Origin of the sequence: Burkholderia sp. Bp9143 (assembly GCF_003853645.1) — a bacterium.
Taxonomy (GTDB): Bacteria; Pseudomonadota; Gammaproteobacteria; order Burkholderiales; family Burkholderiaceae; genus Burkholderia.
The window spans coordinates 72668-79808 of sequence record NZ_QTPO01000042.1 but is presented as its reverse complement, the minus strand read 5'-3'; the positions used below and the strand labels follow the sequence as shown (position 1 = coordinate 79808).

Below are 7141 nucleotides of genomic sequence, written 5' to 3'. Positions count from 1 at the left end.
CGGCACTGGCGGTCGTGGTCGAGATCGGCGGCTCGCTGTGCGTGGTGTTTCGCCGCTTCACGTGGCTCGGCGCCGGCGGCCTCGGCATGCTGACGCTCGTCGCGATGGTGGTGGCGAACGACTTCTGGAACCGCTCGGGCGCCGAGCATTTCATGGCGCTCAACAGCTTTTTCGAGCATCTCGGGCTGATCGCGGCACTCGTGCTTGCGACCGTGCTCGACGATGCGCGGCAACCGGCCGGAGACGGCCGCTCCATTCGATGACGATGCAACAACCAGGACATTCCGTGAAGAAATCCATTCGTTCAATGCTGCTCGCCGTGATGGTCGCGGGCGGCCTTGCCGTCGCGCCGGTGGCGTTCGCGAAGCCGCCGGTGCCGCCCGCGGTCGCGCCGACGGTGGCCGTCGGTCCGCAATACGACACGACGCACGTGTGCGTCGCGCCGGAAGACTTCGACCGCTTCACCGATAGCTTCGTTGCGACGTTCGGCGGCAAGAAGTCGAAGCAGGGCGTGTTCCAGGTCACGCCGACGCCGAGCCAGACGATGTCGCAGCTCGTGCTGACGCCGGTCGGCACGATTTCGGTGTTCGGCTTCAAGACACCGATCCCGTATCCGTTCTGCGCGGAGCGCACCGGCTATCTCGTCACGGACATGGACGTCGCGGTGAAGTCGGCGCGCGAGCACGGCGCCGACGTGATCGTCGACACGTTCCCCGATCCGATCGGCCGCGATGCGGTCATTGCGTGGACGGGCGGCGTGAAGATGCAGCTCTACTGGCATACCCAGGCACCGAACTACGACGCATTGCAGACCATCCCCGAGAATCGCGTCTACGTGTCGCCGCAAAGCGTACGCAAGTTCGTGCACGATTTCGTCAAGTTCTCGAAGGGCAAGGTGGTGTCCGACAACCTGAAGGCGCCGGGCATCGAGATCGGCCGGCCGAACGACACGTATCGCCGGATTCGCATCGAGTCGGGCTTCGGCAAGATGACCGTGCTCGTGACGGACGGCCACCTGCCTTACCCGTTCGGGCGCGAGATGACGGGCTACGACGTGCCCGATCTCGCCGCGACGCTGAAGAACGCCGAAGCCGCGGGCGTGACCGTGCTCGTGCCGCCGTTCACATCGGACGGCCGCGACGCGGCGCTCGTGCAGTTCCCGGGCGGCTACGTCGCCGAGATCCACGCGAGCGCGGCGCGATGAAGCACGAGGATACGATTCTTGCCGCGGTGGCGGGCTTCGTCGATACGCTGAGCTTCGTCGCGCTGTTCGGGCTGTTCACCGCGCACGTGACGGGCAACTTCGTGCTGATCGGCGCGGGCATCGCGGGCTTCGGCCAGGGTGTCGTGCTGAAGCTCAGTGTGTTTCCCGCGTTCGTGTGCGGCGTCGTCGCGGCGAGCCTGATCGCGCGGTCGCTGTCCGGGCGGCCGGCGTGGCAGGGCGCGCGTGCGCTGCATACGGTCCAGGCCGTGCTGCTGCTCGGCTTCTGCGCGGCCGGCGTGTGGGCCACGCCGGTCACGCAGTCCGACAGCCTGCCGGTGCTGGTGGCCGGCATCGTCGGCACGTTCGCGATGGGCGTGCAGAACGCGCATCCGCGCGTGATTCCGCGCGCCGGCGGCGTGCCGAACACGGTGATGACGGGCAACGTGACGCAGGCGATCCTCGACGTCGTCGACCTTCTGTCGGCCGGCACGACCGACGCCGCGCGCGCGGCGGCGCGGGCGCGCTTCGGCAAGATGCTGCCGGCGATCGTCGCGTTCGCGCTCGGCGCGATGTGCGGTGCGCTCGGGTTTCGCTACGTTGGATTCCTGGCGCTGCTCGTGCCTGTCGGCGCGCTCGCGACGCTCGCACTGTGTGCGGCGCAAACGGCCGGTTCCATCACGCAGGAGCGCGCATGATCGAGCGGAGACAGGGGAGACACCAGGGGCGCCGCTTCGAGCGGGTCGCCGGCATGTCGATCGTCGCGGGGCTGTTGTTCGCGGGCGCCGACGCGGCGTTCGCGGAAACGGCGGCATCGACAACGACAACCGGTGACGCCACCGCAGCAACCTGCACGGCGAAGCGACCGACGGTGCTGTTCAACCGCTGGCAGGAGGACTGGTCAGTGCTTGCCAATCCGTGCGTGCCGCGCGCGCCGCTCGACGGGCTGAAATACATTCCGCTCGGCAACGATCCGGCATCCTATCTATCGCTCGGCGTGAACCTGCGCGAGCGGCTGGAGACCAACGACGCGCCGCTGTTCGGGATCGGCTCTGGGCAATCGGATACGTACCTGATCCAGCGCGTCGAAGTGCACGCCGATGCGCATCTGGGCCAGCACTGGCAGTTCTTCGCGCAATTGCAGGACGCGCGCGCGTTCGGCAAGAACACGGTGTCGCCGGTGGACAAGAACCCGCTCGATCTCGAACAGGCGTTCGCGACCTACACCGGTGCGCTCGGCGGCGGCACGTTCAAGTTCCGCGTCGGCCGGCAGGAGATGGCGTTCGACTTGCAGCGTTTCATCGCCGTGCGCGACGGCCCGAACGTGCGGCAGGCGTTCGATGCGGTCTGGGCCGATTACGAATACGGGAAATGGCGCTTCATCGGCTATGCGACGCAACCGGTGCAGAACCGCGACGCGTCCGATTTCGACGACGTGTCCAATCGCGATCTCACGTTCAGCGGCGTGCGCTTCGAACGGAAGTCGGTCGGGCCGGGCGACCTGTCCGGCTACTGGTCGCGCTACAACCGCAGCAACGCGCGCTTCCTCGATGCGAGCGGCCGCGAGCGTCGCGACGTGTGGGACCTGCGCTATACGGGCACGCAGGGCCGTTTCGACTGGGATCTCGAGACGATGCTGCAGACCGGGACGGTCGGCAACAACACGATCGGTGCGTGGGCCGTCGGCTCGATCGCCGGCTACCGGCTCGATGCGCCGTGGTCGCCGCGCGTCGCGCTGCAGGTCGACGCCGCATCGGGCGACCGGCATCCGCACGACGGCCGCGTCGGCACCTTCAACCCGCTGTTCCCGAACGGCTATTACTTCACGCTCGCGGGCTACACCGGGTATTCGAACCTGATTCACGTGAAGCCGTCCGTGACGCTGAAGCCGTCGGCGAACCTGTCGCTGCTTGGCGCGCTGGGTTTCCAGTGGCGCGAGACGACCGGCGACGCCGTCTATCAGCAGCCGAACGTCCCGGTGCCGGGCACGGCAGGCAAGGGCGGGTTGTGGACGGGGATGTACGTGCAGCTGCGCGCGGACTGGACGATCGCGGCGAACCTGATCGGCGCGGTCGAGGCCGTGCACTTCCAGGTCGGCGACGCGATCCGGCAGGCGGGCGGGCACAACGCGGACTACGTCGGCGTCGAGCTGAAGTACGGCTGGTGACGCGGCCGCGCGGCAACGCGCGCGCATGAAAAAGGGCGGCCCCGTGAGGCCGCCCTTCGTTCGTCCGGGACGGCAGCGCGGCCGGCCCGTTCGCGGTGATGCCGTTACAGGTTCGGCGACAGCGTGAGCGCGTTCGTCAGGTCGCCCATCGGCTGCGCGCCGTTCGCCTTCAGTGCATCGTCGCGCTGCTGCAGGCCCGCGAGGCGCGGCAGCGAGAAGCGGCGCGTGATGAGGCGCAGGATCGAACCCGTGTCGTATTGCGTGTGATCCACGAATCCCTTCTTCGCGAACGGCGACACGATCAGCGCCGGAATGCGGGTGCCCGGACCCCAGCGATCGGCGGTCGGCGGCGCGGCATGATCCCAGAAGCCGCCGTTTTCGTCATACGTGACGACGACGACCATGTTCTTCCACTGCGGGCTTGCCTGCAGGTGCGCGATCACGTCGGCGATGTGCTGGTCGCCGGAGGTGACGTCCGTGTAGCCCGGGTGCTCGTTCAGGTTGCCTTGCGGCTTGTAGAACGTGACCTGCGGCAGCGTGCCCGCATCGATCGCCTTGATGAACTCGGCGCCGTTCGCGCCGCCGTCGAGCAGGTGTTGCGCGCGGCTCGCGCTGCCCGGCGCCTGGTTCGCGAAGTAGTTGAACGGCTGGTGGTGCGGCTGGAAGTTCGGCGTCGACAGATCGGCGCCGTAGATCACGTTCGACGTGCCGTTCTGGCTCGCCTGCAGCGCCTGGCTCCACGCGCCGGCATACCATGCCCACGACACGCCCGCGTTGGTCATCAGGTCGCCGATGTTGGTCGCCGTCTGCGGCGGCATCGTCGACGGATTGGCCGGGTCGGCGAGCAGCGGATCGCCGCCCGTGGCCGCCTTGTTGCCGCTCGGCTGATAGGCCGGCTGCATCGTGTTGACGCCGTAGAAGTCCGGCGTCAGCGCGCCGTCGTTGACGAACTTCGGCGCGCCGCTCAGCGCCGAGGCCGGCGAGTTCGTGGCGACCTTCAGCGACTTGCCGTCGGCGTTCAGGACTGCGATCTTGCCGGCGGCCGGGCTCTTGTCCGCGTTCGCATAGAACGGCGCGCACGCGCAGATCAGGTACTGGTGGTTCAGGAACGAGCCGCCGAACGCGCCCATGAAGAAGTTGTCGGCGAGCACGTACTGCTGCGCGATCTTCCACAGCGGCAGCTTCGACGGATCCGCCGTGTAGTGGCCCATCGTCAGGCCGCCCGCATCGGTCCATGCGGCATACATGTCGTTCTTGCCGCCGTCGATCTGCATCTGGTCCTGGTAGAAGCGGTGCACGATGTCGCGCGTCGCGATGCTCATCGACTGGTTGAAGCCATTCGGATCATCGATCGCGAACGGCGCGTTCGGCAGGTTCGCCGTCATCGCCTCGGTGACCGCCGGCGTGATGCCGGTCGCGGTCAGGCCGCCCCAGATCTTCGGCAGCGTCGCCATCGTCGAGCCATCGCGATCCTTCTGCACCGAGTTCGCCGCCGTCGCGTTCTGCAAGCCGTTCGCGCCCGGGAAGTTGCCGTACAGGTTGTCGAAGCTGCGGTTTTCCGCGTAGATCACGACGACGTTCTTGACGGCCGACAGGCCTTGCTGCGTGACATCGTCGCCGCCGCAGGCGCTCAGGCTGAGCGCGGCCGCGAGGGCGATCGGCGTGTAACGAATCCAGGCGTGCTTCTTCATGCGATGTTCTCTCTTTCGTCGTTTGTCGCGTGTGGGAATCGCGGTGGTGTAGGGCCAGCGCGGGAACCTTCGGGTACCGACCGGCTGCGCGCATTATCTGGAACCGATTTGACAGGCGGGTGTAGGGGCGCTTTCAATTCACTGTCGGTCGAACGTCATGCAACGGTCACGGAACTGACATAAGCTCCGGCCGATTGCCCACCGCTACAAGAAGAACGACGATGCACAGCCTTCTGAAATCCTTCGCGTCCGCGCGATCGTTGATCCCTGCCGCGGCGACGCTGGCGCTGGCTGGCGGGCTCGCGGCGCTCGCCGGTTGCGATGCGCGTCCCGGTGCCGATGCATCGGCCGTCTCCGTCGTGCCGGCGGCCCACGCAGCTCCGGCGGTCGCGCCGGCCAGCCAGCCTCAGACGCGCGCGCAGGTGTTCGAGGGCGTGAAGCAGATGACGGCGCTCGGCAAGCAGTTGTTCTTCGATCCGTCGCTGTCGGGGTCCGGCAAGCTCGCATGCGCGTCGTGCCATAGCGCCGAGCATGCGTTCGGGCCGCCGAACGCGCTGTCGGTACAACTCGGCGGCGACGACATGCACCGCACGGGCTTTCGCGCGGTGCCGTCGCTGAAGTACCTGCGCGGCATTCCGCCGTTCAGCGAGCACTTCCACGATTCGCCGGACGAAGGTGACGAAAGCATCGACGCGGGCCCGACCGGCGGGCTGACCTGGGATGGTCGCGTCGACACGCGTGATGCGCAGGCGCGCATTCCCCTCACGTCGCCATTCGAGATGAGCAGTTCGCCGGCGCGGGTGGCGAAAGCGGTTCGCGCCGCACCTTATGCCGACGCGTTCCGCAAGGCGTTCGGCGATCAGGTCCTCGGCGACGACCAGGCGACGTTCGGTGCGGTGCTGCGCGCGCTCGACGCATTCCAGCAGCAGCCGGCGCTGTTCGATCCGTACACGAGCAAGTACGACGCCTATCTCGCCGGACACGCGCGGCTCACGCCTGCGGAACTGCGCGGGCTGCAGCTGTTCAACGACGAGAAGAAGGGCAACTGCGCGAGCTGCCACGTGAGCCAGCGCACGCTCGAAGGCGGGCCGCCGCCGTTCAGCGATTTCGGCCTGATCGCGATCGCGGTGCCGCGCAACCGCGCGCTGCCGGTCAATCGCGATCCGCGCTTTCACGATCTCGGCGCGTGCGGCCCCGAGCGTACCGACCTGAAGGGCCGCGACGAATTCTGCGGCTTGTTCCGCACGCCGTCGCTGCGCAACGTCGCGCTGCGCAAGACGTTCTTCCACAACGGCGTATACCACTCGCTCGAGGACGTGATGCGCTTCTACGTCGAACGCGACATTCATCCGGAGAAGTTCTATCCGGTCGTGCACGGCAAGGTGCAGGTCTACGACGACCTGCCGAAGCGCTACTGGCCGAACATCAACCGCGAACCCCCGTTCGACCGCAAGCGCGGCGACGCGCCCGCACTGAACGCGGCCGAGATCAAGGACGTGATCGCGTTCCTGAACACGCTGACCGACGGATATCAACCGGCAGCCACGTCGGCGGCGCGCTAGGCGACGTTCGTTGCGACACGCATGCTATGCTCGCGGGCTGACGGGCGTGGCACGTGCCGGATGGCCGGCCCCCGGTTCGCCGGCCGCGCGCCATGCCGTTCGATCGAACATCCAAGGAGAACAACACATGTCGATGCGTGCATCCCTTTCCGTCGTCACGCGCGTGCTGGCCGGCGCCGCGTGCGCAGCCGCGATGCTGCCCGCCCATGCCCAGAGCAACCTGGGCTTTCTGAACGACACGCCGCTGGCCTACTTCAGCAACACCGACCGCGCGTCGCTGGCCAAGGCCGTGGCGCAGGTGCGCGACGAAGGCAAGGACGGCGAGACCACGACCTGGCAGAGCAGCGGTCGCGGCACGCAGATCGATGCGAAGCTCACGCCGTCGACGTCCGAGAGTGACGGCAAGACCTGTCGCGAGATCGCCACCGATATTTCCGCGAAGGGCCAGACGCTGACGCTCAAGCCGGTCTATTGCAAGACCGCCGCGGGCAAGTGGCAGCTGCAGAAGCGCTGAGCACGC

At 67.5% G+C, this 7141-nt stretch carries 6 protein-coding genes and 1 pseudogene; 6 read left to right on the top strand and 1 reads right to left on the bottom strand.

Going from position 1 to position 7141, the window contains the following annotated elements; genetic code table 11:
* The 4 genes and pseudogenes from DIE23_RS27830 to DIE23_RS27815 all read left to right on the top strand — a co-directional run.
* Nucleotides 1-263, top strand: a pseudogene (locus DIE23_RS27830) (DoxX family protein); the annotation flags it as partial.
* A 2-nt stretch (nucleotides 264-265) separates the two neighbouring features.
* Nucleotides 266-1204 (top strand): glyoxalase, encoded by a 939-nt coding sequence (locus tag DIE23_RS27825; protein WP_124615049.1) that lies wholly within the window; start codon nucleotides 266-268, stop codon nucleotides 1202-1204.
* Nucleotides 1201-1899, top strand: a complete 699-nt coding sequence (locus DIE23_RS27820; protein ID WP_124615048.1) for a YoaK family protein — start codon at nucleotides 1201-1203, stop codon at nucleotides 1897-1899. Before DIE23_RS27825 ends, DIE23_RS27820 begins: the two co-directional genes overlap by 4 nt.
* Entirely contained in the window at nucleotides 1896-3368 is a 1473-nt protein-coding gene (locus tag DIE23_RS27815; protein WP_124615047.1) for an alginate export family protein, read from the top strand. Before DIE23_RS27820 ends, DIE23_RS27815 begins: the two co-directional genes overlap by 4 nt.
* A 104-nt stretch (nucleotides 3369-3472) precedes the next feature.
* Here the strand turns inward: DIE23_RS27815 and DIE23_RS27810 are convergent, their stop codons facing one another.
* Nucleotides 3473-5059 (bottom strand): acid phosphatase, encoded by a 1587-nt coding sequence (locus DIE23_RS27810; RefSeq protein WP_185646545.1) that lies wholly within the window; start codon nucleotides 5057-5059, stop codon nucleotides 3473-3475.
* A 221-nt stretch (nucleotides 5060-5280) separates the two neighbouring features.
* Here DIE23_RS27810 and DIE23_RS27805 point away from each other — a divergent pair, with 221 nt between their 5' ends.
* On the top strand, nucleotides 5281-6621 hold the full coding sequence (locus DIE23_RS27805; protein ID WP_124615045.1) for a cytochrome-c peroxidase: 1341 nt from the start codon (nucleotides 5281-5283) through the stop codon (nucleotides 6619-6621).
* Nucleotides 6622-6748: 127 nt separating this feature from the next.
* On the top strand, nucleotides 6749-7135 hold the full coding sequence (locus DIE23_RS27800) for a hypothetical protein (RefSeq protein WP_124615044.1): 387 nt from the start codon (nucleotides 6749-6751) through the stop codon (nucleotides 7133-7135).
* The last annotated feature ends 6 nt before the right edge of the window (nucleotides 7136-7141 follow it).